At 71.8% G+C, this 25,677-nt stretch carries 23 protein-coding genes and 1 pseudogene; 15 read left to right on the top strand and 9 right to left on the bottom strand.

Translation table 11 applies throughout. The features are described 5' to 3' along the window. On the bottom strand, nt 1-776 hold a 776-nt coding region (locus VGD70_RS19345), incomplete at its 3' end, for a UvrD-helicase domain-containing protein (protein WP_331083227.1). A gap of 362 nt (nt 777-1,138) precedes the next feature. Between VGD70_RS19345 and VGD70_RS19340 the strand changes: the two genes are divergently transcribed. Beyond that, nucleotides 1,139-1,795 (top strand): maleylpyruvate isomerase N-terminal domain-containing protein, encoded by a 657-nt coding sequence (locus tag VGD70_RS19340; protein WP_331083225.1) that lies wholly within the window; start codon nt 1,139-1,141, stop codon nt 1,793-1,795. Between the two features lie 53 nt (nt 1,796-1,848). Here VGD70_RS19340 and VGD70_RS19335 read toward each other — a convergent pair whose 3' ends face one another. Continuing rightward, entirely contained in the window at nt 1,849-2,169 is a 321-nt protein-coding gene (locus VGD70_RS19335; protein ID WP_331083223.1) for a metalloregulator ArsR/SmtB family transcription factor, read from the bottom strand. A 140-nt stretch (nt 2,170-2,309) separates the two neighbouring features. On the opposite strand from VGD70_RS19335, the gene VGD70_RS19330 reads away from it, so the two are divergent. From VGD70_RS19330 to VGD70_RS19320, 3 genes and pseudogenes are all read left to right on the top strand, one after another. Next, complete coding sequence (locus VGD70_RS19330) at nt 2,310-3,089, top strand: SDR family NAD(P)-dependent oxidoreductase (RefSeq protein ID WP_331083222.1); 780 nt, start codon at nt 2,310-2,312, stop codon at nt 3,087-3,089. Nucleotides 3,090-3,372: 283 nt separating this feature from the next. Beyond that, nucleotides 3,373-4,746 carry an MFS transporter gene (locus VGD70_RS19325; protein WP_331083220.1) on the top strand — a complete coding sequence of 458 codons (1,374 nt, stop codon included), beginning with the start codon at nt 3,373-3,375 and terminating at the stop codon, nt 4,744-4,746. Next, nucleotides 4,697-4,915: pseudogene (locus VGD70_RS19320) on the top strand (LLM class flavin-dependent oxidoreductase); the annotation flags it as partial. The gene VGD70_RS19325 and the pseudogene VGD70_RS19320, both read left to right, overlap by 50 nt. A 38-nt stretch (nt 4,916-4,953) precedes the next feature. On the opposite strand, the gene VGD70_RS19315 reads toward VGD70_RS19320, so the two are convergent. From VGD70_RS19315 to VGD70_RS19300, 4 genes are all read right to left on the bottom strand, one after another. Then, nucleotides 4,954-5,373, bottom strand: a complete 420-nt coding sequence (locus tag VGD70_RS19315; protein ID WP_331083216.1) for a ribonuclease domain-containing protein — start codon at nt 5,371-5,373, stop codon at nt 4,954-4,956. Between the two features lie 274 nt (nt 5,374-5,647). Then, nucleotides 5,648-6,817 (bottom strand): acyl-CoA dehydrogenase family protein, encoded by a 1,170-nt coding sequence (locus VGD70_RS19310; RefSeq protein ID WP_331083231.1) that lies wholly within the window; start codon nt 6,815-6,817, stop codon nt 5,648-5,650. A 121-nt stretch (nt 6,818-6,938) separates the two neighbouring features. Continuing rightward, entirely contained in the window at nt 6,939-7,772 is an 834-nt protein-coding gene (locus VGD70_RS19305; protein WP_331083214.1) for a TetR family transcriptional regulator, read from the bottom strand. A gap of 219 nt (nt 7,773-7,991) precedes the next feature. Then, complete coding sequence (locus VGD70_RS19300; RefSeq protein ID WP_331083212.1) at nt 7,992-8,954, bottom strand: helix-turn-helix transcriptional regulator; 963 nt, start codon at nt 8,952-8,954, stop codon at nt 7,992-7,994. Nucleotides 8,955-9,055: 101 nt separating this feature from the next. Between VGD70_RS19300 and VGD70_RS19295 the strand changes: the two genes are divergently transcribed. From VGD70_RS19295 to VGD70_RS19260, 8 genes are all read left to right on the top strand, one after another. Beyond that, nucleotides 9,056-9,616, top strand: coding sequence for a DinB family protein (locus VGD70_RS19295; protein WP_331083229.1), 561 nt, complete (start codon nt 9,056-9,058; stop codon nt 9,614-9,616). A gap of 106 nt (nt 9,617-9,722) precedes the next feature. Continuing rightward, nucleotides 9,723-10,532: a phytanoyl-CoA dioxygenase family protein gene (locus tag VGD70_RS19290; RefSeq protein ID WP_331083210.1), complete on the top strand. Its 810-nt coding sequence runs from the start codon at nt 9,723-9,725 to the stop codon at nt 10,530-10,532. Between the two features lie 83 nt (nt 10,533-10,615). Then, a complete protein-coding gene (locus VGD70_RS19285; RefSeq protein WP_331083208.1) occupies nt 10,616-11,692 on the top strand; it encodes an Lrp/AsnC family transcriptional regulator in 1,077 nt (358 codons plus the stop codon). A 51-nt stretch (nt 11,693-11,743) separates the two neighbouring features. Further along, nucleotides 11,744-13,150 carry an MmgE/PrpD family protein gene (locus VGD70_RS19280; RefSeq protein WP_331083206.1) on the top strand — a complete coding sequence of 469 codons (1,407 nt, stop codon included), beginning with the start codon at nt 11,744-11,746 and terminating at the stop codon, nt 13,148-13,150. Next, entirely contained in the window at nt 13,147-14,019 is an 873-nt protein-coding gene (locus VGD70_RS19275; RefSeq protein WP_331083204.1) for an isocitrate lyase/PEP mutase family protein, read from the top strand. The genes VGD70_RS19280 and VGD70_RS19275 overlap by 4 nt, the downstream gene beginning before the upstream one ends. 3 nt (nt 14,020-14,022) lie before the next feature. Beyond that, complete coding sequence (locus VGD70_RS19270) at nt 14,023-15,270, top strand: aconitase/3-isopropylmalate dehydratase large subunit family protein (protein WP_331083202.1); 1,248 nt, start codon at nt 14,023-14,025, stop codon at nt 15,268-15,270. Next, on the top strand, nt 15,267-15,827 hold the full coding sequence (locus tag VGD70_RS19265; protein ID WP_331083200.1) for a 3-isopropylmalate dehydratase: 561 nt from the start codon (nt 15,267-15,269) through the stop codon (nt 15,825-15,827). Before VGD70_RS19270 ends, VGD70_RS19265 begins: the two co-directional genes overlap by 4 nt. Then, nucleotides 15,824-17,188, top strand: a complete 1,365-nt coding sequence (locus VGD70_RS19260) for an MFS transporter (protein ID WP_331083198.1) — start codon at nt 15,824-15,826, stop codon at nt 17,186-17,188. The genes VGD70_RS19265 and VGD70_RS19260 overlap by 4 nt, the downstream gene beginning before the upstream one ends. Before the next feature lie 241 nt (nt 17,189-17,429). Here the strand turns inward: VGD70_RS19260 and VGD70_RS19255 are convergent, their stop codons facing one another. The 3 genes from VGD70_RS19255 to VGD70_RS19245 all read right to left on the bottom strand — a co-directional run bounded on the left by VGD70_RS19255 (nt 17,430) and on the right by VGD70_RS19245 (nt 20,826). After that, nucleotides 17,430-18,494: a PucR family transcriptional regulator gene (locus VGD70_RS19255; protein ID WP_331083196.1), complete on the bottom strand. Its 1,065-nt coding sequence runs from the start codon at nt 18,492-18,494 to the stop codon at nt 17,430-17,432. Between the two features lie 54 nt (nt 18,495-18,548). Next, entirely contained in the window at nt 18,549-19,754 is a 1,206-nt protein-coding gene (locus VGD70_RS19250; RefSeq protein WP_331083194.1) for a serine hydrolase domain-containing protein, read from the bottom strand. Between the two features lie 70 nt (nt 19,755-19,824). Further along, nucleotides 19,825-20,826, bottom strand: a complete 1,002-nt coding sequence (locus VGD70_RS19245) for an alpha/beta hydrolase (RefSeq protein WP_331083193.1) — start codon at nt 20,824-20,826, stop codon at nt 19,825-19,827. Between the two features lie 338 nt (nt 20,827-21,164). Here VGD70_RS19245 and VGD70_RS19240 point away from each other — a divergent pair, with 338 nt between their 5' ends. The 3 genes from VGD70_RS19240 (at nt 21,165) to VGD70_RS19230 (ending at nt 25,577) form a co-directional block, all read left to right on the top strand. Continuing rightward, the gene (locus VGD70_RS19240; RefSeq protein ID WP_331083191.1) at nt 21,165-22,994 is read left to right on the top strand and encodes a hypothetical protein; all 1,830 of its coding nucleotides are present in this window, start codon (nt 21,165-21,167) and stop codon (nt 22,992-22,994) included. Nucleotide 22,995: 1 nt separating this feature from the next. After that, a complete protein-coding gene (locus tag VGD70_RS19235; RefSeq protein WP_331083189.1) occupies nt 22,996-24,123 on the top strand; it encodes a hypothetical protein in 1,128 nt (375 codons plus the stop codon). Nucleotides 24,124-24,362: 239 nt separating this feature from the next. Further along, nucleotides 24,363-25,577, top strand: a complete 1,215-nt coding sequence (locus tag VGD70_RS19230) for a cytochrome P450 (protein WP_331083187.1) — start codon at nt 24,363-24,365, stop codon at nt 25,575-25,577. Nucleotides 25,578-25,677 lie beyond the last annotated feature (100 nt).

Below are 25,677 nucleotides of genomic sequence, written 5' to 3'. Positions count from 1 at the left end.
AGGTCGCCGGGGGTCATGAACACCACGCCGGACTCGCCCAGCGACGGCAGAACGCGGCTGATGTGGTTCAGGAACGCCGGGTTGGGCCCGACCACGAGCACGCCATGGCGTTCCATCCGCTCCCGGTGGGTGTAGAGCAGGTACGCGACGCGGTGCAGCGCCACCACGGTCTTCCCGGTGCCCGGGCCGCCCTCGATCACCAGCACCCCCGGGTGATCGAGCCGGATGATCTCGTCCTGCTCGGCCTGGATCGTCGCCACGATGTCGCGCATCCCGTCACCGCGCGGCGCGTTGACCGCCGCGAGCAGCGCCGCGTCCCCCCGCTCGTCGCCGTCCGGGCGGCCGAGCACCTCGTCGGTGAAATCGACCACCTGGCGCCCGCGCGTGTGGAACTGGCGGCGCCGGCGCATGTTCTCCGGGGTCGCGGCGGTGGCGACGTAGAACGCGCGCGACGCCGGTGCCCGCCAATCCAGCAACACCGGCTCGTAGTCGTTCTCCTCGTCGAAAAGGCCGATCCGGCCGATGTAGGAATGTTCCCCCGAAAGGGTGTCCAACCGGCCGAAACACAACCCGTTGTCCGCGACGGCCAGCCGCTTCGCCTCTTTGGCCGACGCGCGCACCTGGACGTCCCGTTCCATGGGTGTCCCGCCGGTTCCCCGCAACGCCCCGGTGTACTCGCCCTTCACTCGCGCGCGCTCGGCGTCGAGCCGCGTGTAGAGCCCGGCGACGTAGCTCCGCTCGGACCGCAATTCGTCTTCGTACCCCTGAGTTGACACATGCCCCTCACAGCGGCTAATCTGGTATTAAGTTCGGCGGTTCTCCATTTGGTTATTGGAGGACACGCCGATTTTTTATTGTCCACCCTTTGTCAAGCCCCTCGCAGAACCACGAGGAAGCGGGGCCTCGGCGCGCCGCCCTGGGTCACGGACACACGCACTTTCGCGGCTCCCATCTCGGCAGGTTCGGGCTTCGGCCGGTGATTCTGCGGCACCACCCGGGTCTTGCCGCAAGCCCCCCGGTGCGCTATAGGTTGAGGGCGGGACGGAATGGGTCCTCTCTTTTCGGCCACCCGAACGTGGGCTCGCCAGGCGGGCGAAATCGGTCGCAGCGGGGGCTGGGGCGCTGCTAGCTTGCGGCAGTGGATCTCTTCTCACGCTCGTGGACGGCGTTGCGCACGGCCGTCGCCGAGCTCGCGGACGAGGACTTCGCACGGCTGTCCGGCTGTACCGGCTGGCTCGTGCGGGACCTGGTGTGCCACCTGATCATCGACGCCCAGGACGTCCTGATCACCCTCGTCACCCCGGCCGAGACCGAACCGACCCGGGACGCGGTCACCTACTGGGAGGTCGCCGAAACGCCGCCGAGCGGCGACGACCCCCTCGACGCGCTGACCGTCCGGCTGGCCGCCGCGTACGAGGAGCCGCGGCTGCTGAAGTTCCACCTCGACGACGTCGGCTCCGCCGCCGGTCGCGCCGCCGAGCTCGCCGACCCCGCGGTCCGCGTCAGCACGCGCGACGTGGTCCTCACCGCGGGCGACTACCTCTCCGCGTACGTCCTCGAATGGACGTTGCACCACCTCGACCTGATCGCGCACCTCCCCGACGCGGCGGAACCGCCCGCCGAGGGGCTCGCCCGGTCACGCGAGATGCTGGAGAAGATCGCCGGGGCCACGTTCCCCGCGTCGTTCTCCGGCAAGGACGCGCTGCTGGTCGGCACCGGCCGGCGTGCCCCGACCGACGCGGAGAACACCGAACTGGGCGAGCTGGCCGCGAAACTCCCGCTCGTCATCGGATGATCGTCGGGCCGAACGGGACCTTCGGCGCGGGCAGGACGACGACGGCGCGGGAACTACTGGTGCCGACCGGGAAAGCCGGGCTCCGTGTTCGCGAGCGCGGTGAGATTGTGTACGAGGCTGTCGGCCTCGGGTGAGGCGAGCTGGTAGCGGACGACTCGCCCTTCGCGGCGGTAGGTGACCAGTCCGGCGGCACGCAGCACTGCCAGATGGTTCGACATGTTCGGCTGGGTGGCTCCGGTGCGGCTGACCAGCTCGCCCACGGACGCGTCTCCCTCGGTGAGTGCTTGCAACACGGCAAGGCGGACGCCGCAGCTGAGGGCGCGACCGATCGCGAAGAGTCGGTCGTCGGGCCTGCCGCCGCTGTTTCTATCCATCAGTGTCCGATGATACCTTTCCCCGACATATCAGCAACGGATGATGCATTCGGGCATCCATCGCGCCAGTCGGCGGAACCATCGGCGTCATGGCCGTCGGATCCGCTCCTCGTCGATCGCCGCCCTTGGGGAGGAACGTCATGGCTGATGCCAAGGCAAGGAACGCCGTCGTCACCGGCGCGAGCAAAGGCATCGGGCTGGCCGTGGCCACCGCACTGCGCGACGAGGGATTCCACGTCGTGGCCGGAGCGCGAACGATCAGCGCCGAGCTCAAGGAGATCACCCCGCTCGCCGTCCCCGTGGACCTCGGCACTCCCGACGGGCCCGGCTACCTCGTCGACACCGCGATCGCCGAGCTCGGCGGCATCGACCTGCTGGTCAACAACGTCGCCGGCACCACCGGCCCGCACCCGCGCGGGTTCCTGTCCGTCACCGACGACGACTGGCAGCACACTCTCGGCCTGACCTTGCTCAGTGCGGTACGAGCCAGCAGGGCCGCGCTCCCGAGCATCCGCGAGCGCCGCGGCCACATCATCAACATCGGCTCGGTCAACTCCCGACGCCCGGCACCCCACCTGGTGGACTACTCCGCCGCCAAAGCGGCGCTGGCCAACCTCGGCAAGGCCCTCGCCGAAGAGTTCGGCCCGCACGGCGTCCGGGTCAACACCATCTCACCGGGACCGGTACGGACCGCGGTGTGGACCGAACCAGGCGGCACCGGCGACCTACTCGCAAAGAAGGCCGGCATCGCACGCGAAGAGTTCCTCCACGCCCTGCCCGCCAACTTCGGAATGTCCACCGGACACATGACCGAACCCGCGGAAATCGCCGCCCTGGTGGTGTTCCTGGTCTCCGGGAGCGCACCCAACATCAACGGCTCCGACCTCGTCATCGACGGCGGCCTGCGCAACGAGGTCTGACCCCACGAGAGAGCCGGGGCTGCCCAACGGCGTCTCGATCAGCTGTGTCGCCATGGCCCAGCGAGCACCGGTCAAGCCGGCCGTGTCACATCCGGCGGTCCCCACGGGTCAACCGAGCGAGGGATGATCCGCACGGGCGGGGCTGGACGTCCACGGAGGTGGAGGTCGCACGGTCGAGATGTACGCGGCCGGCGCGACCTCCATGACGAACAGGCTCTGCCCGGCCAGCAGCTGCGCCTGGTACGGGTGCACGTTGGTGATGAACCGGGAAGGGACGAAACCGATGAGCGGGGCGCGGTTCGGGGCGTACGGGCGGGTGATGAGCCAGCCGGTGCTGCGCCGGTTGCTGCCGGGAATGCTGGTGTCGGCGCTGGGCGACGGGATGAGCCTGGTCGCGGTGGCCTGGCTCGCCGTGCAGATCGCGCCGCCGGGCCGCGAGGGTGTGTGGACCGGGCTCGCCGTGGCGGCCTACTCGCTGCCCGCCACGGTCGGCGCGGCGGTGTTCGGCCGGCTGGTGCGCGGGTTGACCGGCGCCCGCCTGGTCGCGATCGACGCGACGTTGCGGGCCGTGGCACTTGGCACGATCGCGGTGCTCGCCGTGGCGGGCGCGCTCGCCCCGGCCGGCTACGTCGCCCTGCTCGGGGCGTCCTCGCTGCTGCACGCCTGGGGCAGCGCCGGGACGTACACGCTGATCGCCGAGCTGCTGCCGGACGACGACCGGGTCGCCGGCAACGCGCTGGTGTCGACGTTCACCCAGGCGGCGGTCGTGGTCGGCCCGGCACTGGCCGGCGGGGTGGTGGCGCTCGCCGGCCCCGGCTGGGTGATCGGGGCCGACGCGCTGAGCTTCGCGGCGCTCGCGGCGAGCTGCTGGCCGGTTGCGGCGCGCCACGCGAGCGTGACCGCGCCCGCACCTGCGGCTTCGGCGGCGGCTGCGGCGGCGGCTTCACCAGCGGCATCCGCCGCGGCGGACGGGCCCGCGGCGGGTGGCTGGCGCACGATCGTCGGGCAGCCGCGCCTGCTCGGGCTGCTCGCGGTCACCTGCGTCTTCTTCTTCCTCTACGGTCCGGTCGAGGTCGCCCTGCCGATCCACGTCGCCACGGAGCTGCACGGCTCGCCCGGCCTGCTCGGCGCGTACTGGACGGTGTTCGGCGTCGGCGCGGTGGCCGGCGGCCTCGGCGCCGGACTGCTCCGGAACCGTCCACTGTGGGCGGTCGTAGTGATCATCATCGTCGGCTGGGGAGCCGCCCTGCTGCCGCTCGGGCTCTCCGACGCGGTGCTGCCCGGGCTGATCGGGTTCGCCGTCGGCGGGTTGGTCTACGGCCCGTTCACCGCGATCTGCACGGCGCTGTTCCAGCGGGCCTGCGCACCGCAGGTGCTCAGCCGGGTGCTCGCCACCCGCACCGCGCTGACCACGCCGTCCACCGCGGTCGGCATGCTGCTCGGCGGCCCGGTGGTGAGCGCCATCGGCGGCCGCTCGACGCTGCTGGCCTCCGCCGTCCTCACCATCGCGCTCGGCGTGCTCGTCGCGGTCGCCGTGCGCATCGCCCGGCTACGACTCGACGCGTCACGCGCCGCGGCGCCCGTGGCGGCGGAACCGCAGCCTCTGGATGCAGGGCGCCTCGTACGCGGATCTGCCGCGCGTGGCGCAGGTCGGTGAGGCCGCCGGGTACGACGGGTTCTTTCGCGCCGACCACCGTCGCGCCATGGGTGGCTCCGGGGAGCCCGGTCCCACCGATGCCTGGACGACGTTGACGGCACCCACCGTCCAGACCGAACGCATCAGGCTCGGCACCCTCGTCACCTCCACCTTCCGCTTGCCCGGCCCGCGCCACGTCCACGGCGGCGCGGGTCCGGGGAAGTGGCGCTACAGCTGGTAGAAGTCGCTGTAGTGGTTGGGGGAGAACCACACCACGCCGGTTGTCCTGTCCACGATGATCCGGTACGCGTCACGCGCGGCGTTGCAGATGCGCGAGTACACGTCGTACTCCAGGTAGCTGTGCCCGTTGGGCAGCTGGGCCTCGCGGTTCTGGTACGTGCCGCCGGCGAAGTTGCACTTGCCGTTCGGCCAGCTGTACCAGCCGCGGGAGCTCGGATAGCCCTTCGACTGCCACGTCGTGTTCGCCGAACGCGCGTCGGCGCACCGGGACATGGTGCAGGAGCCGTAGACGACCGCGTCCGCCGCCGGGGTGACGACGACGGACACGCTGAACAGGGATGCGATCGCGGTCATCGTGACGACGAGCCGCTTCGTCCAGGTGAGCTGGGGGCGGTGCTGGGTATGCACGAAACCTCCTTGCGGGAGCTGCGGGACGACCACCGATCATCGTGACTCGCCCATCGCTGTGGAGACATGGCGAAGACCGTCAAGAGTTGGTGAATTCTCGGAATCAACCGGGTATCCGGCCACCGAGTTCGTCGTCTCCGGCACCTGTCCTACCGGCCACGGTCCGAGCTACGGCCTCTCGGCGCAGCCTGTCGTGGCCCGGTCCGCCCGCGCGGTCACGGCGTCTCTCGGGTGAGCGCGAGGAGGTCGGCGGGGAGGGTCACGGTCGACCGGCTTACCCGACCGGCAGGATCGGGGTGCGGCGCAGCTCCGCCTTCGCGATCGACCGCAGGTGCACCTCGTCGGGGCCGTCGAACACGCGCATCGCGCGGTGCCAGCCGTACATGGCGGCCAGCGGGGTGACGTCGGTGATGCCGGCGCCACCGTGCACCTGGATGGCACGGTCGATCACCTGGGTGGCGGCGCGGGGCACGGCCACCTTGGCCATGGCGACCAGGTCGCGGGCGGCCTTGTTGCCGTGGGTGTCGATGACGTGGCTGGCGCGGTGGCACAGCAGCCGTGCCTGCTCGATCTCCAGCCGCGACTCGGCGATCTGCTGCCGCACGACGCCCTGGTCGGCCAGCGGACCGCCGAACGCCACCCGGTCCCGCGCGCGGGCGACGAGCATGGCGAGGGCCCGTTCCGCGGCGCCGAGCGCCCGCATGCAGTGGTGGATGCGGCCGGGGCCGAGGCGGGCCTGCGCGGCGGCGAACCCGCCGCCCTCCTCGCCGATCACGTTGGCCACGGGCACGCGGACGTCGTCGAACACGACCTCGGCGTGGCCGTGCTGGTCGTGCTGGCCGAACACCGGCAGGTCGCGGACGATCGTGATGCCCGGCGTGTCGCGCGGCACCAGCACCATCGTCTGCTGGCGGTGCGGTTCCGCGGTCGGGTCGGTCTTGCCCATCACGATGAAGACCGCGCACCGCGGGTCGAGCGCGCCGCTGGTCCACCACTTCCGCCCGTTGATCACGTACTGGTCGCCCTGCCGCTCGATCCGGGTGGCGATGTTGGTGGCGTCGCTGCTCGCGACCTCCGGCTCGGTCATGGCGAAGGCGGAGCGAATCTCGCCGGCCAGCAGGGGCTGGAGCCAATCCTTCTTCTGCTGGTCGCTGCCGAGCAGGTGCAGCAGCTCCATGTTGCCGGTGTCAGGCGCCTGGCAGTTGATCGCCTCGGGCGCGAGGTCGAGGCTCCAGCCGGACAGCTCGGCGATCGGCGCGTACTCGAGCTGGGTCAGCCCGGACTCCGAGGGGAGGAAGAGGTTCCACAACCCGTCGGCCTTCGCCTGCTTCTTCAGCTCCTCGACGACGGGCGGGACGGCATGCCCGTCTGGGCCGGCCGCCTTGCGGTGGGCGAGGTACCCGGACTCCGCTGGCAGGACCCGCTCGCGCATGAAGGCGACCATGCGGTCGTACAGCTCGCCGGCCTTGGCCGAGGGAGCGGGAAGGTCGTAAGCCGACACGGTGGGCTCCTGAACAAACCGATCGATTGGTCGGCCTGAACGCTAGATGGCGAGCGGTCCGCCGTCAACCCGTCGCGCCGACGACGCCGAGGGCGAAGTCGACGTACTGCCGCGCGACCTTCTCCGGGGAGGACGGCCCGGTGGGGGACCACCACTGCGGCAGCGCGGTGCACATGGTGACGACGGCGCGTGCGGCTTCCCGGGGCAGCGCCGTGGTCATCAGCCCGCGCCGGCAGCCCTCGACCACCTCGTCGTCGACCATCCGCTGGACGTTCTGCCGGGCGGTCGCGATCCGGGTGCGGTCCGGTTCGTCGAGGCTGCGCATCTCGCTGGCGCCGATGAAGCCCAGGTCGCGGTGGTGGGTGTGGTAGAGCGCGAGGCACTCGACGAGGAGGGTGAGGCGGTCGACCGGTCCGTCGCCCTCCGCGCGCGCGGCGCGGGCCCGTTCGGCGAGGTCGGCCATGGTCAGGTCGAGCAACGCGACGAGCAGATGCTGCTTGGTCGGCCAGTGGTGGTAGACGCCGGGCACGGAGAGCCCGGCGCGCTGGGCGATGGTGCGGATGCTGGCGCCGTGGTAGCCGAGCTCGGCGAACGCCTCGAGCGCACCGGCGAGCGGCGGGTCGAGGCGCAGGGGCGGGAAGTCCCGCCACGTCCCGCGGGGAGCCGGTGGTGGAGCGCCGCGGAGGCCGTCCGGGTCGGTGGTGAACAGGCGGGCCGCGGCGCGCAGCCGTTCGTCGCTGACCCCGGTTCGCCCGTTCTCGATCGCGCTCCACGTGCCGATGCTGAGCTCCAGGGACCGGGCGACGTCGCGCACCGTGAGGCCGGCGGCGTGGCGCGCCTCCCGCAGCCGTTGGCCGACGGCCTCCCGTGCCGCGGCGGCCTTCTCCCGTGTCCGCACGACGTCCTCCTCGCCCCTCCCGGCCGCGCCGTTCAGTTGACAGCCGCTCACTAGACAACCGTGGGCGGACCGGGAAACAGTAGCAGAATCGTGTTCAGACAGACCGTTCGATCGGTCGGTTCAGGAAGAGCCGACGGCCACGGAGACGGAGCTGCCCGGGGTGTCGGTGCCCGACGGGCCCGGCTTCCGCACGGCGCGCGGCTGTTCGCGAGGCTCGGTTCACCGTGCGGCGTTGGTGTAGCGGCGGGCCAGGCGTGCGAAGGCGGCCTTGAGCTCGGCCGGGCCGACGACCTCGATGTCGGCGTCGAACCTGCCGATGGTGGCGGCCAGGCCGGGCCATGACCACGAGCCCAGGACGAGTCGGCAGCGGTTCGGGTCGAGCTCCTCGACGACTCCGTCGTGGACGTAGCCGGACACGGCGGCGGCGGGCAGGTCGAGGATCACCTCGCCGCGGCAGGGCCAGTCGCCGGCGCCGCCCTGGAACCTGCTGGTCACGAACGCGGCCACGGTTCCTCCGGGCAGCTCGCGCGGGGTGAAGCGGGGGCCCGTGGGGGCGCGCGGGGTGATCCGGTCGGCGCGGAAGGTGCGCCAGTCGTCGCGGTCGAGGTCCCAGGCGACGAGGTACCAGCGCCCGCCCCAGGTGACGAGGTGGTGGGGCTGCACCCGGCGCGGCGGGGTCCGCACGCCGTCGTCGGCCACCCCTGGTGGGTAGTCGAAGCGCAGCACCTCGCGGGCGTGGACGGCGGCGCTGAGTGCCATGAGCACGACGCTGTCGGCCTGCGGGTGGGCCGCGGGTCGCTCGACGGCGGTGACCTGGAGGGTGTCGATCCTGCGGCGCAGCCGTGCGGGCATGACCTGCCGGACGGTGGTCAGCGCGCGTGCCGCGGCTTCCTCGATGCCGGCGCCGGTGGTGGTGGCGATCTGGAGTGCGACGGCCAGCGCGACGGCCTGCTCGTCGTCGAACAGCAGCGGCGGCAGTTCCGTGCCGGCGTCGAGCCGGTACCCGCCGTCGGGGCCTTTGGTGGCCACGATGGGATAGCCGAGCTCGCGCAGGCGGTCGACGTCGCGGCGCACGGTGCGCGGGCTGATGTCCAGCCGCTCGGCCAGCAGCGCGCCCGGCCAGTCCCGGCGCGCCTGGAGCAGTGAGAGCAGCGACAGCAGCCGCGCTGAGGTCTTCGGCACGATCCCCATAGTGCCCGGAGAAGCGGCCACTCCCTGGCCGCTTTCCCTGCGACTGTCGCCTCGTACCAGCCAACGACCGGAAGGACCCGATCACCGTGACCATCACCGCCACTGTCGATGCCGAGCGGGACGAGCTGCTCGCCGCGCTCGCGACCGCGCGAGCCGCCCTGACCAACACCGTCCGCGGGCTCAGCGACGAGCAACTCGGCGAGCGGCCGACGGTCAGCGCGCTGTGCCTGGGCGGGTTGATCAAGCACGTCGCGTCCCTGGAGGAGGGGTGGCTGCGGTTCGTGGCCGAGGGCCCGTCGGCGATGCGTTTCGACCTGCCCGAGGGCGTCACCTGGGCCGACCTCGCGGCCGGGACCGCGCGCGAGATCCCGCAGTGGGCGATCGACCACGAGAGCGACTTCCGGATGCTGCCCGGTGACACGCTGGCCGGCATCCTCGCGCGGTACGAGCAGGTCGCCGCCCGCAGCGCGGAGACCATCGCCGCCGTCCCCGACCTGTCGGCGACGCACCCGTTGCCCGAGGCGCCGTGGCACGAGCCGGGCGCGGTGCGCAGCGTGCGCGGGGTGCTGACGCACCTCATCGCGGAGACCGCCCAGCACGCCGGGCACGCCGACATCCTGCGCGAGACGCTCGACGGGCAGAAGTCGACCTGACCGGACGATGCGCCCCCGCGTCCGGTTGACATGGAACGCGTCTTTGCCGACCCTCTGGTGAGCCGTGCCGGCGGCGCGGAACGTCGTTTCAGGTCAGGGGAGCACGGTGCCGACATCGAACGGGTACGTGTTGGACGAGTCGCCGGCGCGGCTCGGTGAGCTGGCGCCGGTGCCCCGCACCGAGCGCGGCGACCGTGCCGCGCTGGGCCGCCGGCTCGCCCGCGACGGCTACCTGTGGCTGCGCGGCGCGCTCGACCCCGACCTGGTCCACCGGTTCCGCCGGTTCTACCTGGAACGGCTCGCCCCGACCGGGGTGTGGGACGGCCCCGGCGACCGCGCGCGGCTGCGGCAGGTGCTGTTCGGCGAGGTCGTGCCGAGCCCGGAGTACCAGGCGTTCTGCGCGCAGCCGGCGGTTCGCGAGTGGTACCGCTGGTTCCTCGGCGGCGAGCCGCACCTGCACCGCCGCAAGATCATCCGACACGTCAAGCCCGGCGAGCGCGGCGTGGGGCTCGCGACGCAGGCCCACTACGACCTCGTGTACCTCCGCGACGGCACCGACCAGGTGCTCAGCTCCTGGATCCCGCTCGGCGACTGCCCGCTGCGCCGCGGCGGTCTCGTCTACCTCGAGGGCAGCCACCACCACTACCTCGCGCGCGAGCGCGCCGGCACGAGCCGGCACCCGGCCGCGTCGATCACGGCCGACCTGCCGGCGCTGGCCGACGAGCTCGACGCGCGCTGGCTCGTCGCCGACTACGCCGCCGGCGACATGGTGGTGCACACCGCGTACACCGTGCACGCGGCACTCGACAACGTCGACACCGAGGTCCGCCTCTCGACGGACATCCGCTACCAGCGGCTCGACCAGCCGGCCGACCGGCGATGGCGCAACGACTGGCACGCCGACGACGGGCTGTGAGCGGCGAAGGCGGGCGGTGCGTCGGCGTCGGACATGGCTTGAGGGCCGGGCGCGGCCTAGGGTCGGGGCCAGGAGGCGGAGGCATGCTCGTGCGGGGTGTCGATGAGGTCGATGTCGCGCTGCTGGATGCGCTGCACGTCAACCCGCGGGCGAGTTTTGAGCGGCTGGGGTCGGCGTTGGGGATCTCGGCGGTGACGGCGGCGCGGCGTTGGGAGCGGCTGGCCGGTTCGGGTCGGGCGTGGGTGTCCTCAGTGCCCGGGCCGCGGCTGGCGCTGGTCGGCGCGGTGTACGAGGCGGAGGCGAAGCCTGGCCGCACGGCGGAGGTCGGCCGGGCGCTCGCGGAGATCCCGCAGGTGGCGAGCGTCTATCTCACCGATGGCGGGTTCGACCTCCACGTGTTGGTGTTCGCCGGCGACATGACCGCACTCAGCGCGCTGGTGTTCGACCGGCTGCCGCGGGTCGCGGGGATGGCGCGTGGGCGCGCGCGGGTCGGGCTGGAGTGGTTCAGCGGTGTGCGGTGGCGACTGGGTGCGATCAGCTCGGGCCAGGAGCAGTCGGTGTGCAGCGAAGAGATCGGCAGCGACGAGGCCAGTGTGGACAGCGTCGTGCACCGGCGGACGATGACCTTCGCCGACGCCGACCGGGCGCTGTACCTGGCGCTGCAGCGCGACGGCCGGGCCCGCTACCGCGATCTGGCGCGCGACCTGGGCAGTGCCGAGCACGTGGTTCGCCGCCGAATGGCTTCGCTCGTGCGCAAGGGGATGTTGAGCTTCCGCACCGATTTCGCCCGCGGCGAGGGCGGCTGGCCCGCGGAGCTGGTGCTGTGGCTGCGCGTGCCGCACGACGGGCTGGCGCGGGTGGGCATGACGGTGGGCGAGTGGCCGGAGACCCGCATCTGCCTGTCCGCCGTGGGTGCCGAGAACCTTCTGGTGATGGCACAGGTGCACCAGCTGGCTGAGCTCGGTGGCCTGCTCGACCGGCTCGGGCAGGAGTTCCCGGACGTCGTGGTGGCGGACCAGCGGGTGGTGTTGCGGCCGCTCAAGTCCTGGGGACGGCTGCTGGACCACACGGGTCACTCGACGGGCATGCTCCCCGTCGATCCGTGGGCGCCGACGCTGCCGGATGCGTCGAGTTCCGTCGTCGAGCTGGTCTCTGAGTAGTTTTCCGTCGCTTTGCCGGGCTTCCGTGGCTTGTGGCGTTCACTGCGTCGCATGACGTCAGAGGTGACGGTCCCCCTGGCCCGCTGGGTCGACGGCCTGCGGCTGGACGCCATCCCGGACCGGGTGCGAACCCGCGCGAAGCACCTCCTGCTCGACGGCGTGGCGGCTGGCCTGGTCGGCGCGCAGCTGCCGTGGTCGCGGGTCGCGACCGATGCGGTGCTGGGCGTCGAGGGCGCCGGCGACGCGGCGGTGATCGGCACCGGTGTGACGACCAGCGCGCCCGCGGCCGTGTTGCTCAACAGCACGTTCGTCCAGGGCTTCGAGCTCGACGACTTCCACCCGCTGGCCCCGCTGCACAGCTGCTCGTTGGTGCTGCCCGTGCTGCTGGCCGCCGCGCCGGTGTCGGGAGCTGCCGCGCTGACGGCGGCGATCGCCGGCTTCGAGGTCGGTCCCCGGGTGGGGCTGGCGCTGCACGGGTCGCAGATGCTCTCGCGTGGGTGGCACAGCGGCCCGGTGTTCGGCACGCACGCGGCCGCGATGGCGGCCGGCAAGCTACGGGGGTTGGACGCCGGTCTGCTGGAGGACGCGCTGGGTCTGGCCGGGACGCAGTCGGCCGGGCTGATGGCCGCGCAGTACGAGGCGATGTCCAAACGGATGCAGCACGGGTTCGCCGCCCGCAACGGCTTCTACGCGGTGGCCCTGGCCGCCGGCGGCTACACCGGCATCAAGCGGGTGTTCGACCGGGAGTACGGCGGCTACCTGGCGGTGTTCGGTGAGGGCCATGACCCGGACCCCCAGCAGGTCGTCGCCGGGCTCGGCGAGGTGTGGCACACCGAGCTGATCATGGTGAAGTCCTACGCGGCCCAGGGTGGACTGCACGGCACCATCCAGGCCGCGCTCGAGCTGCGCGCCGAGCACGCCATCGACGCGGCACAGGTCGACCGCGTCGAGATCGCCGTCGGCCACACCGTCTACCACCACGGATGGTGGCCACCGGAGCGGCCGCTGACCGCCGTCGGCGCGCAGATGAACCTCGGCTACGCCGTCGCCGTCGCCCTGCTGGACGGCGAGGTGATGCCGCCGCAGTTCACGCCACGACGACTCGACGCCGACGATGTCTGGGCGCTGATCGGCAAGGTCGGCGTGCGGCTCGACGAGGCCATCGAGGCCGGGCCGGTGCACGAGCGCTTCGCCACCGAGCTCACCGTCACGCTGCGGGACGGCACGAAGCAGCGCCGGCGCGTCGTACAGCCGCACGGCGGCCCGGCCGACCCGGTCACCAACGACGAGCTGGTCGCCAAGTACCGGACGCTGGTCGGCCCCCTGCTGGACACCGCCCGCCTGGACGCGATCCAGCGCGCCGTGCTCGCCCTCGACGAGCTGACCGACCTCACCGGGCTCGTCGATCTCCTCGCCTCGCCCGTCAAGGGCGCCCTGGACGGAACGGACCTGCCATGACCACTCGAACCGTGCTGCGCCAACGGATCGCCAGCGGCGAGCTCGTCGTCGCGCCCGGTGTCTTCGACGGGCTGTCCGCGTCGCTGGTCGGCCGCATCGGCTTCGCCGCCGGCTATCTCACCGGCGCGGGCGTCGCGGCGTCCGGGTTCGGCCTGCCGGACATCGGTCTGGTCACCCAGACCGAGATGACCGAACGGGCCCGGGTGCTGGCCCGCGCGCTGGGCGACGTCCCGCTGATCGCCGACGCCGACACCGGCTACGGGGCGCCGCTGAACGTCATCCGCACCGTGCGGGAGTACGAGGCCGCCGGGGTGGCCGCGATTCAGCTCGAGGACCAGGCGTTCCCGAAGAAGTGCGGCCACCTGCCCGACAAGGAGCTCATCGACCCCGAGCAGTTCGTGGCCAAGCTCCGCGCGGCCCTGGACGCCCGCACCGACGAGGACCTCGTGGTGATCGCGCGGACCGACGCCCGCGGCCCGCTCGGGCTCGACGCGGCCATCGACCGGGCCAACACCTACGCCGCCGCCGGGGCCGACGTGATCTTCGTCGAGGCGCCGCAGAGCGTCGGGGAGGTCGAGCGGATCGCCGCGGAGGTCGACGCGCCGCTGCTGATCAACCTGGTGATCGGTGGGCTGACCCCGCTGGAGTCGACCGAGCGGCTGGCCGAGCTGGGCTACGCCATCGCCATCCATCCGAGCCTGCCGCTGGGCGCCGCCGCCTGGGCGATGCTGTCCGGTTTGGCCGAGCTCGCCGGGAAGGACCCGGCGCAGTGGCTGCCCGGCTCGCCCGCGGAGTTCTTCACCCTCGTCGGCCTGGCCGAATGGTCCGCGCTGGGCGAGCGCTACCGGGAACGCAGCGAAGGAGCCTGAGCCATGGGTATGACGATGATCGAGAACCTGCTGGCCCGCAAGGCCGGTGTGCCGACGGTGCGGCCCGGCGACACCGTCACGGTCGAGGTCGACCTGTGCGTGCTCATCGACCTGCAGTTCGCCACGATGTGGATGCAGCCGTCGCGGATCCACGACCCGGACAAGGTCGCGGTGATCATGGACCACGCCGTGCCCGCGCCGTCGCTGAAGGACGCCGCGGGTGGACCGAAGGCGCGCAAGTTCGTCGCCGACTTCGGCATCGAGAGGTTCTTCGACGTCGGGCGGCACGGCATCTGCCACCAGGTGATCGCCGAGAACGGGCTGGCCCGCCCCGGCGACGTGCTGGCCTGCACCGACTCGCACACCTGCGCCGCCGGTGCCTACAACACCGCGGCCCGCGGGCTCGGCCCGGCGGAGGTGTACTCGATCCTGTGCACCGGGTCGACCTGGTTCCAGGTCGCGCCGACCGTCCGGTACGAGTTCACCGGCACCAAGCCCGGCGTGGTCAGCGGCAAGGACGTCTTCCTGCACATCGCGCAGGTGTACGGCGACGCGACCAACCAGAACCTGGAGTTCGGCGGGCCGGGGCTGGCCGGCATCCCACTCAACGACCGGCGCACGATCGCCACCCAGGCCGCCGAGATCTCCGCCGACTTCGCCACCTTCGGCGTCGACGACCTCCTGCGGGAGTTCCTCGCCGAGCGCGGCGTCACCGACTACCACGCCGCCGATCCCGATCCCGATGCGTCCTATGTGGACATACGCACGGTCGACCTGGCCACGCTCGAGCCCTACGTCGCCCGGCCCGGCACGGTCAGCCGCAACGGGCTGCCGGTCTCGCAGGTCGAGCGGCGCAAGATCGACCAGGCGTTCATCGGGTCCTGCGCCAACGGCCAGCTCGAGGATCTGCGCATCGCCGCCGGGGTGCTGCGCGGCCGCACCGTCGCGCCCGGCGTCCGGTTGCTGGTCACCCCCGCCTCGCAGCAGGTCTACCGGGACGCGATGCGACTGGGCTACCTGCAGGACATCGCCGATGCCGGGGGCGTGGTCACCAACTCCACCTGCGGCGCCTGCTTCGGCTACCACATGGGCGTCGTCGGCCCCGGCGAGGTCTGCCTGACCTCCTCGACCCGGAACTTCACGGGCCGGATGGGCAGCACCGAGGCGGAGATCTACATGGCCTCCCCGGCCACCGTCGCCGCCTCGGCCGTCACCGGGGTCATCACCGACCCACGGGAGGTGTCGGCGTGAACACCACGATCACCGGCCGCGTCTGGGTCTTCGGCGACTCGATCAACACCGACGCCATGTACCCGGCGCACGCCATGAAGCTGGACCTTCCCGACGCGGCCCAGCACGTGTTCCACGAGGTCCGGCCCGGCTGGACCGGCCAGGTCGAACCGGGTGACATCGTGCTCGCGGGCCGCAACTTCGGGGTCGGCTCCTCCCGGCCGGTCGCCGCCCTGTTCCGCCACCTCGGCGTCGCGGCCCTGGTCGCCGAGGAGTTCAACTCGCTGTTCCTGCGCAACGCCATCAACACCGGCCTGCCCGCACTCACCGTCCCCGGCGTCACGGCGCTGTTCGCCGACGGCGACCGGGGCAGCTTCGACATCGCCACCGGTGCCTATCGCAACGACACCACCGACGCGTCCGGCCGGACCCAGCCACTGCCGCCGCTGGTGCTCGAGATCCTCGCCAGCGGGGGAGTGCTGGCCCGGCTCGCCGAGCAGGGTTACCTGCCCATCGAGCTGCTCGAGGTGCTGCGCTCCGGCGTCGTCCCCGTCGACTCCGGCTCGGGTGACGCATGACCAAGACGTCACCCGGCGCGCAAGCACCGTCGGCCGGGGCAATCGCCGCGCGCCTGGACCACCTGCCGGTCGGGCGCTGGCACCGTGGCCTCGTCACCGTCGTGGGCCTCGGCTGCTTCTTCAACTTCTTCGAGGTCGCCGTCGGGGTGCTGATGATCCCGCTGCTGCCCGCCGACTGGGTGGCGACCACCCTGGACAAGTCCCTGGTGATCGGGTCGACGTTCGTCGGCGAACTGCTCGGGGCCGTTGCGCTGACCCCGCTGGCCGACCGGTTCGGCCGCCGCCGGATGTTCCAGCTCAACCTCGTCGGCTACGCCGCGCTGGCCTTGGCGTGCGCGTTCGCCGCCGACGCCACGGCGCTGATCGTGCTGAGGTTCCTCATCGGCATCGGGCTGGGCGCCGAGCTCGCGCTGGTCGACGCGTACCTCACCGAGTTGCTGCCACCAACCCACCGCGGCCGCCTGATGGCCCGCGCCTACGCCACGGGAATGCTGGCCGTCCCGGTCGCCGGTGCGCTCGCCGCGCTGCTGCCACACAGCTTCTGGGGCGCGTCGAGCTGGCGGTGGCTGCTGGTCCTCAGCGCCACCGGAGCCGTCGTCATCTGGCTGTTGCGCCGACGGCTGCCCGAATCACCCCGCTGGCTGGTGGCCCGCGGACGCCCCGGCGACGCCGAGAACGCTCTCGCCGCGATCGAGTCCCAGGCGGGCCGGCACAGTCCCGGCGAGACGGACGACGACCCGCCGCCGCGGCCGCACCACAGCCAACCGCACCCGCGGTTGCTGCGACCCCCGCTACTCGGTCGCACCGTGCTGGCCTGCCTCATCGAGCTCCTCGGCCCCGTCGGCTTCTACGGCTTCGCCTCGATCGCGCCGCTGGTGCTGCTGGACAAGGGCTTCGGCGTCGTGGAGTCGCTGGGTTACTCGGCCCTCACCGCCCTCGGCTACCCCCTCGGCGCGCTGCTGCTCATGCCACTGGCCGACCGCTTCCAGCGCCGCACGCTCACCATCGTCTCCTCGTCCGGTGTCGCGCTGGTCGGCATCGTGTTCGGGATGGCCGAGTCCGCGTGGCTCATCGTCGCCGCGGGCGCCACGACGACCGTGCTCAGCGTCGTGCAGGCCACGGTGTCCCGCACCTACAGTGCGGAACTGTTCCCCACGGCGGTCCGCAGCACGATCATCGGCCGCTCCTACGCCCTGTCCCGGCTGGTCGCCGCCGTCCTGCCGTTCGCCGCCCTCAGCGTCCTCGCCGCTCTCGGCGCGACAATGCTCTACCTGCTCTGCGCCGCACTCGTGATGGCCATGAGCCTGAGCGTCGCTGTGCTCGGCCCGACCACGAACGCGACCCGCCTGGAGGCGATCTGAGCCGCCTGACCGGGGTCTGGCCGCCCGGCACCGCGTCGATCACCCAGCCGATCGGGGAACGCTTCCCTGGAACCGGGGTTGGCAGCGTCCAATGAGGACAGTGCGCCCCAGTGACCGCCGACGACTCGAACGACTCGGTGACCAGCCTGACTCGGCAACGGCCGGAGCCGCTCGGCGGACTGGACCCGCGCGCCGTAGCCGCTGCACGCATCAGGCGCTGCCCGTCATCAGGTGCTGCCCGTCATCGCACGGCGTGGATGTCCTGCAGCTGACCGGCCGGGGTGGGCAGGTCCATCACCCGCGACGTGCGCAGCCGCCACAGCAGATAGGCCATGCCGAGGCGGGTGCGCCCGTAGCCGTCCATCGGGTCGAAGCCGAGTTTCTGGGTCAGCGTCTCGATCCGGGTCTGCATGGTGCTGTGGTGGACGCCCTCCAGCCGGGCGGCGTGGCGGGTGGTGGTGGCGCGCAGCACCGCATCCACGGTCGGCCGGGCCCAGGGGACGGTCATGACCTCGGCCAGCCGGTCGGCGTCGGGGTTGGGGCTGTCGAGCGGCATGTCGGCCAGCAGCTCGACCAGGCCCCCGTAGTCGTCCGCGTACACGTACGGCTCGTCCGGGCCCGAGCACAGGCGCAACGCGACCAGGGCACTGCGGTAGGAACGGGGCAGGTCGTCGGCTTCGGCGGCGACACCCACGCCGGCCGGGTGCACGTCGACCTTGTCCCCGTCCGCCGCGACCACGATGGCGTGGATCGGCCCGAAGTCGCTGGACACGACGTCCCCCGGCCCCTGGGGATGGGTGTTCCACACCGCGAAGAGCGGCGCGGCGAGCACCCGGAAGCGGCCGACCGGCGGCAGGTTGAGCCGGCCGGCCGCCTTGCGGCGCTGTTCGGGCAGTTCCCGGTCGTCGAGCAGGATGCCGACGTCGCGACGTGGCTCGATGTCGCGGCGCTCGAGGCCGAGCCGGATGCCGACCGCCAGTGCGAGCCGCTCCACGATGATCGTGTCGTTCGGCTGCCGCTCGCCGACCCGTTCCAGCCAGACGCGCGCCGACTGGGGAAGGTCCAGTACGTGCACCTCGTCCGGCGGGGGACCGTCGAGCGGCCGGCCGCGCGGGTCCATCCGGACCGTGCGCTCCGGGTGGTCCTGGGTGTACCCGGCCGGACACCCCGCCAGGGAGGCCGCCGTGCTGAGCAGTGCCCGGGTGTTGACGTTGCCGATGATCAGCTCGTCGAAGCACGCGATCACCCGGATACCCAGGCTGGCCTCCGGATCCAGGGCAGAGATCCGGCCGAGCAGCTCCTGCACCGTTGCCACCTCCAGCTGCCGACGCGTCCAGTGTCGCGGGTTTCCCCGCGTTTGTCAGCCGCGCAGGGCGTTGTACGTGGCCTTTTCGAAGTCGAGGTAGCCACCGACCGAGGTCGGATCCGCGAACGGGAAGAACTCGGTCGCCCAGTATCCGCCGATGCCGGTGGCGCGGTCGATCCAGTAGTAGAGGTTGGGCAGGCCGGCCCAGGCCACGCTGCCGGCGGGGCGGCCGGTCGGGGCGTCCGTGTCGTTGACCATGAACGTGTAGGCCCACGACTTGGACATGCCGGGGAAGAACTCGGCGTAGTTCGACAGCGAGGGGATCACCCCGGGAAGGCCCTTGACCTTCAGCTCGCCGAGGTGGTTCCGCAGCGCCAGGTCGACGGTCTCCGGCCGCAGCACCTGCTCGCCGCTGTCGGCCGCGCCGTTGTTCAGCCACATCCGGATGAACGCGAGGTAGTCGCTCACCGTCGAGTACAGCCCGTGTCCGCCCATGTGGACCTCGGGCTCGGCCGGCAGCCGGAAGTCCGTGCCGACGAGTGAGCCGTCGGCCGCCCGCTCGTGCATGGTCGCGACCCGGGGCGCCATCGCCTCGCTGAGGGTGAAGCCGGAGTCGACCATGCCGAGCGGCCGGAAGATACGCTCGGCCATGACCTCGCCGAGCAGCTTGCCGGTGATCCCCTCGACGACCTGGCCGAGCCAGTCGATGTTGCTGCCGTACTCCCACTGGTCACCCGGGTCGAACAGCAGCGGGGTCTGCAGGGCGCGCCGGCTCGAGGTGATGACGCTGGGCTGGTCGTGGTCGGTCGCCAGCTGGTTGTACTGCTCGTTGAAGAAGTCGTAGCCGAACCCGGCGGTGTGCAGCAGCAGGTGCTTGGCGGTGATGTCGCGCACCGGCGGGCGCAGGATCGGGTTGCCGGAGTTGTCGAAGCCGTCGAGCACCTGGGTGTCGGCCAGGCCGGGCGCGTACTCCTTCGCGGGCGCGTCCAGGTCGAGGCTGCCTTCCTCCATGAGCTGCAGCGCCGCGACACCGGTGATCGCCTTCGTCGTGGAGAAGATCGCGAACACCGTGTCGGTGGTCATCTCGGTGCCGGTGCGCAGGTCGCGCTCCCCGGACGCGCCGAGGTAGACGACGCCGTTGGCGTCGGTGACGCCGGCGACGACCCCGGGTACCCGGGGCTCCCCGGCGGTGACGGCCTTGACGACGGCGTCCGCGGCCTCGGTGATCCTGTGCGGAGCGTCGGTGCTCGGTGCACTCATGACGATGTCCCTTCTCGGTGTTGCCGGATTCGTTGTCCGGCGTGGTGTCCTTGCTCGGTGGTGGGGTCGGTCAGTCCGCGAGCAACTTCTCCACCCAGGCGAAGCGGGTGCGCAACATGCCTTGGGCGAGCGCGGTGTGCGGTGCGAAGATGTCGAAGGCGTGGAAGCCGCCGGTCCAGACGTGCAGCTCGGCGTCGCCGCCCGCGTGCCAGAGGTTCGTGGCGTAGGCGATCGCCTCGTCCCGGAAGATCTCCGCGGAGCCGACGTCCAGGTAGGCCGGTGGCAGGCGGCTGAAGTCCGTGGCCCTGGCCGGGGCGAGATAGGGCGAGACGGCGTCGGTGCGGTAGGCCTCACCCAGCGCGGCCGACCAGCCCGTCTCGTTGCTGACCCGGTCCCAGACCCCCACGCCGTCGAACTGGTTCGTGGACACCGTGGTCCCCCGGTCGTCCAGCATCGGGTAGATCAGCAGCTGGCCGACGATGGCCGGCCCCTCCCGGTCGCGCGAGGCCAGCGCCAGGCCCCCGGCGAGCCCCGCGCCGGCGCTGGCGCCGGCGACCATGATCCGGCGCCGGTCGATGCCGAGCTCCTCGGCGTTGCGCGCGGTCCACTCCAGAACCGCGTACATGTCCTCGCGGGCGTACGGGTCCCGGAACTCCGGCGCGAGCCGGTACTCCGGGGTGACCAGGACCGCGCCGATCTGTTCCACCCACTGGATGTTGAGGTCCAGCGCGTTGAACCGGTCGCCGAACATCAGGCCGCCGGAGTGCGCGTACACGACGACCGGACGCGGTCCCGCGGCTCGCGCCGGACGGAACACCGACACCGTGACCGGGTCGGCGTCGTGCCCCTCGACCTCGTACTCGCGGTGTTCCACGTCCCGGCCGGCGAGGGTCTCGTGCACCGGCGGCGAGGCGTAGGAGCGGCGCATGAACGGGATCAGGTCCGGGGTGATCGTCGGCGGGAACACCCCGCCGACGATCGCCAGCCCGGCCTTCAGCTCCGGATCGAACTCCGGGCGCGCTGCGATGACCTGGGGCAGGCCGACGGGCTCCTGTGACCGTTCCGGTGGCATGCGTCACAGTGTGACTAGTCGCCTGCTCGCGTGTGAACCGCCGTTCAATCGCAAATCCCCGGTCGGACCCCAGCCATTTGGCGGGGCCCGGGGCCGGTGCACCGAGCCGTCCCGCATTGTAGGCGGTCGTTGACACCGTGTGTTCGGCCGCGCGATGATGGAAAAACGGTGAGTCGGCATTTCAGCCAGACCGACTGGATGCTGATTCGCGTTGGCAGGTCGGCGATCTTCCATTCCGAGCCGTTGTCTTCGAACAATTCTGGCGATCCCTTTTCTCCGCACGCGCCGCATTCGCGTGCGTCCAGTTGTGCTGTTTTCATGTACTGCGGGGAGGGCACGTGTCCTGGAGACTCTCGACATCGCGGCGGGTTGTGTACGGTCTGCTGGCCGTTGTGGTCGGGGCCGGCGTAGCGGTCGTACCCGGCGCGCAGCCCACGGCCCAGGCCGACGTTCAGGTGGTCCCGTCGACGATCCAGGGGTCCGACGGCAAGAGCTACTCGGTCACCAACCACCTCGTGCGCCCGGCCGCCGCCGCGTCCGCCGCGTTCGAGGGCCGGCGGGAATGGCTGCTGGTGTGGGCCGGCGACGAGAACATCGCCGACACGGTCGTGCGCGACACCGGCGACATTCTCGGCAACCCGACGATCAAGTTCCCGGGCCTGGACCCGTTGCCGGGCCCGGACTTCCTGGCGGTCATCGACGCCACCAAGGGCTCACCCACCTACGGGCACGTGGTGAACACGGTCACCGTTCCGCTGCTGGAGAACGAGCCGCACCACATGCAGTACATCTGGCACAAGGGGCAGCGGATCTTCGCCGGCGGCCTGTTCACCGACGTCACGTTCGTGTTCGACGTGGCGAAGCTGCCGCAGGTGAGCCTGTCCGGCATCAACCTGCCGACCGACACGTTGTGCGGCTCGGTGCCGGACGCGTACTGGGTGCTGCGGGACGGCACCGCCTACGGCACCTACATGGGCGGCCCGGACCTGCCCGGCCCGTGTGTCTACAGCGACCTGTCCGTCCGCACCGGCAACGGGTTCGGCGGCTCACCGGGCGAGATCGTCCACATCGGACCGGACGGGCGCACGCTGTCGGAGATGCCGGCCGCGCTGCCTGTGTTGCAGTCCGAGGATCCGGTGCACTGCGCCAACCTTCCCGCGCTGTCCCTGCCGACCTGTGCGAACCCGCACGGCATCCAGGTGCGCGAGGACCTGAACCGGTTGGTGGCCAGCGACTTCGCCGAGCCGAGGGACATCATCCTCGACCCGGTCCGCCCGCCGACCCCGTTCATCGCCCGGCCGACCGTACGGATCTTCGACATCGCGAACCGCAACCGGCCGCGGCTGCTGTCCGTCTCGACGCTGCCGGACGGCCCGCGGGTGGAACAGAACCCGGGCCACGAGGAACCCATCGCGCAGATGGAGACCACGGTGACCAACCTCCCGCAGCACAAGGGCGCGTTCACCGAGTCAATGTGCGGCGGCGTCATCTACTACACGCCGGACATCACCGTCGCGAACCCGGTGTGGCGTGAGGTCTTCGACGACACCTACGCCGCCGAGGTGGGCAACCCGGCGCTCCCGAACGACGGTGGCTGCGACGGTGGTGGCTGGGTGCAGACCAGCCTGGACGACAAGTACCTCTACCACGCGGTGATCGGCCGCAGTCCCGGCGCGCAGAACGGCGCCGACCCCGGCTCCACGAAGATGGTCTACGTACTGGACATCCAGCGCCTGCTCGCCGCCGGCACGTCGACCCGGTGCAGCATCAGCACGTTGCAGGAGGTGCACCACGGCGGCAGCGAGCCGGACTGCCCGGCGCTGGTCGACGTGCTGCCGATCCAGGACACGTCGAGCGGCGGCCCGCACTGGGGCACGCTGGACAACTTCGCCCTCGGCGCGGACGGCTACTACCACGAGACCGCCGACGTGCGGAGGATCTCGGTCGCGAACTACTTCGTGGCGCGCTCCGGCATCGACGGCAACCACCGGGTGCACATGATCGACGTCGACGCCGGCGGTCACCTGTCCTTCGATCCGGCCTTCGTGGACGAGAACGACGGCACCCCGGGGGTGAACTTCAACCGGGCGTCGTGGCCGCACGGCGCTTTCGGCAACGCCAAGCCGCACTCCCAGCTGTTCGTGGTGGCCGACGCGGACCTGCGCTGAGATGACCCGCACCGGCAGGTGGACGGCGGGCATCGTCGCGGTGGTCGCCGTGCTCGCGGTGAACGCCTACCTCGTCGGCACGCTCGGCACGCCGCCACGACCGGCGGCGACAGCGGCGCCGGCGCCGGGGGTGCCCCTGCTCCGCGAGGTGCACCTCGCCGGGCAGCATCTGTCGGTGCTCGTCACGCCACAGCGACCCGGCGCCAACCTGGTGCTCGTCGGCGGCGAGTCCGGCGAGTCCGGCGGCGTCCGGGTCGGCGCGGCCCCGGACACGCTCACGGCCGCCGCGGCTCGGCCGGGTGCCGCCGGGCAGTGGGCCGCCGTCGACCTGCCACCCGGCCCCGGTGCCGTGTGGCTCGAGTTCGGCGGCGAACGGGTGCCGGTGGCCGTGGACACCGGACACGGTGAGCCCGCGGCGCCGGGCGTCGCCGGTCCGGACGGCCCGGAGTGCGCGACGGCGGCGCTGGGCGCGGCGCTGGCCGGCCATGCCGCGACGTTCGCCGCCTGTCCCGCCGACTCGCTCACCGCGGCGGACCGGACCAGCCTGCGGGCCCTCGTCGCTTTCCTTGCCGGGCGCGGGATCCGGGCGCTGACCCTCGACGCGGACAGCTCGACGCGGTCCGCCGCCGCGGCCGCCGTGGTGCGGGATGCCGCGGCCCGGTCGCGGGTGGCCGTCACCACCGAGGCCGGCCGGGACAACGCGCTCGTCGTCGTGTCCGGCTGGGCCACCGCCAGCACCACCCTCGCCGCCGTGGCCGAGCACCAGCGCGGGACGGTCACCTTCTCGGCCGGCACCTATCTCGCCCCATGGCTGCTCAGCACGCCGGTGCTGGCCACCACCGCCGGCGCGGTCCTACCCCTGCGGTTCGACCCGCGCGACGAGGAACCGGTCCGCTACCAACTCGCCGTCGCCACCCGGTTCCACGGCCAGTACCCGACCGCGTCCGGCTACCAGGCCTGGCTCTCCGGCGGGTCCTCCGGCGCGGAGCCGGCCGGCACCCGCCTCTACGCGGCCGCCCGAGTGACGTTCATGCCGGACGAGCTCGCCGCCGGCCACCACCACGGACAGGCGAACGGCTGGCTTTCCGGCGGCACCATCGTCCCGGTCACCGGCCCCCTCGCCACCTGACACCCCGGGCGCCGGACCGTCCGGACCGTCTGAACCGTCTGATCCGCAGTCGAGATCACCGCCAAGAACACCGGCCGCGTCCCGACGCGCACAATTTCGCGGAGAACTCCGTCGTGGACGGCACTCCAGAGTTCCAGTGGAGGGTCCCTCAAGGATGATCACCGCGGTCGCCCAGGAGCGTTGTGGTCGGGGCGGGGGTCGGACAGGCTCGGCGCAGTCGCGTCCCCGGGAGGTTTTCTGTGACCGTCGAGAGCAACGACACCATCCTGGACTACCCGTTCAGCAACCCCTCGGCGCTCGAGGCCGCCCCGGAGTGGGAGCGGCTGCGCACCGAGTGCCCCGTCGCGCGCATCCGGCTCCCCAGCGGTGACGAGGCGGTCCTGCTGACCCGGCACGAGGACGTCCGCGCGGTGCTGTCCGACCGGCGCTTCCAGCGCCAGCTCGGCACCTCCGACGCGGCGCGCATCAGTAACGAGGACGAGGGTGGCTTCCTCGGCGGCGAGGTCTCCATCGCCTCCGGCGAGGGGCACGAGCGGTGGCGCAAGCTCGTCGGCCGCTACTTCACCGCCCGGCGGATGATCGACATGCGGCCCCAGATCAAGGCCACGGCCGAGGGCTTCCTCGACGGCATGATCAAGAAGGGGTCGCCGGCCGATCTCAGTGCCGAGTTCGGCTTCCCGTTGCCCGTCTGGGTGATCGGCATGCTGCTCGGCATCCCCGAGGCCGACCGGAACATCTTCCGGCGCTGGTCGGAAATCATGCTCAACGTGTCCCGGTTCAGCCAGGACGAGATCGACTCCTCGCAGGCCGAGTTCATGGAGTACTTCACGAACCACGTCGCGGCGCTGCGCGAGAACCCCGGCGATGACCTGATCAGCTCGCTGCTCGACGTGGCCGACTCCGCGGAGGACGACCGCATCTCCGCGTTCGAGTTGGTGCTCACCGCGCAGGGGCTGCTGATCGCCGGGCACGAGACGACCTCCCACATGATCGGCAAGATGGTCGCGATGCTGCTCGCCGACCGCGCGCGTTGGGAGCGCCTGCTCGCCGACCGCTCGCTGGTCCGCTACGCCGTCGAGGAGGCACTGCGCTTCGACGTGAACCCCGGCATCGGCATCCCCCGCTACATCACCACCGACCTCGAGCTGTCCGGCGGAACCCTGCCCGCGGGCACCTCGGTGATCTGCAGCATGGGCGCGGCCAACCGCGACGGCACGGTGTTCGCCGACGCCGACGCGATGAACCTCAACCGCGCGCCGAACCCACACGTCAGCTTCGGCGGCGGACAGTACTCGTGCATCGGGGCGTCGCTGGCGCGTGCCGAGCTCCAGATCGCGCTCGAGCTGTTGCTGGACCGGCTGCCGACGCTCGAGCTGGCGATCCCGGTCGAGCAACTACGCGCCCGCGAAGGACTTCTCCTCGGTGGCTTGGAGGAAGTGCCGGTCCGCTGGTAAACCCCTCGCGCTGGATCCGCGCACCCAGCACCGCCCACGCGATCGGCCATCGGCGAAACACGTATCGGTTATCCCCCGTTGTGCAAGCATTCTCCTGCGG

The organism is Actinophytocola sp., assembly GCF_036402745.1.
In the GTDB taxonomy this organism is placed as follows: Bacteria; Actinomycetota; Actinomycetes; order Mycobacteriales; family Pseudonocardiaceae; genus Actinophytocola.
Note: the sequence above shows the minus strand (reverse complement) of the source record. Positions and strands in the feature narration are given on the sequence as shown.